General features: G+C 53.5%; 2 protein-coding genes. Both read left to right on the top strand.

Annotated elements, in window-relative coordinates:
• Positions 1-134: 134 nt before the first annotated feature.
• Entirely contained in the window at positions 135-248 is a 114-nt protein-coding gene (locus NE591_RS12180; RefSeq protein ID WP_256156736.1) for a type II toxin-antitoxin system RelE/ParE family toxin, read from the top strand.
• A gap of 62 nt (positions 249-310) precedes the next feature.
• Positions 311-652, top strand: a 342-nt coding sequence (locus tag NE591_RS12185) for a Rep family protein (protein WP_256156735.1), incomplete at its 3' end; no start/stop codon positions are given.

Consider the following 652-nt stretch of genomic DNA (forward strand, 5'->3'; position numbering starts at 1 on the left):
CGAGGAACGCCGACAAGGCGATGCGCAAGCTCGATAAGGGCGTTGCCGCGCGGGTGTTTGACGAGCTTGACGAGATAGCGAAGCTCGAAGACCCAAGAAGCAGGGGCAAGGCATTGACGTGAAACTTGGCAGGCGTGTGGCGATACAGGGTCGGTGACTACCGAATCCTGTGCGACATCAATGACGGCAGGCTCGTCATTCTCGTGGTCGATGTTGCGCATAGACGCGAGGTTTACAAGCGCAGATGAAAAAAGAAAAGCCCCAGCAAGCTTGGCGGCAGCAGGGGCATTCAAGACAAGGAGATTATAGCATGGCTAGGTCTGAAGCCCAGAAACGTGCGGATAAGAAGTACGAAAAGAAACGTGCACCACGTAAGGATTACTGGCTCTTTGAGTTTTATCCAGATAGTGCGCCGGAGAACTGGCGCGAGATTATCAACGGTTGGCTTGTCGACTGCCTTGTCTCACCGCTCCACGATTCCGATGTGAACGAGGACGGTACACCAAAGAAGCCGCATTGGCATGGAATCCTGTTTTTCGACAGCGTTAAATCGTTCGAGCAGGTTCAGGAACTCGTTTCACCGCTTAATGGACCAATCCCTATCATCCCAAAGGGAACGAAACGCAACTGCGCCCGCTACCTCTGCCATCTG

This window comes from Adlercreutzia sp. DFI.6.23, assembly GCF_024462535.1.
GTDB lineage: Bacteria > Actinomycetota > Coriobacteriia > Coriobacteriales > Eggerthellaceae > Adlercreutzia > Adlercreutzia rubneri.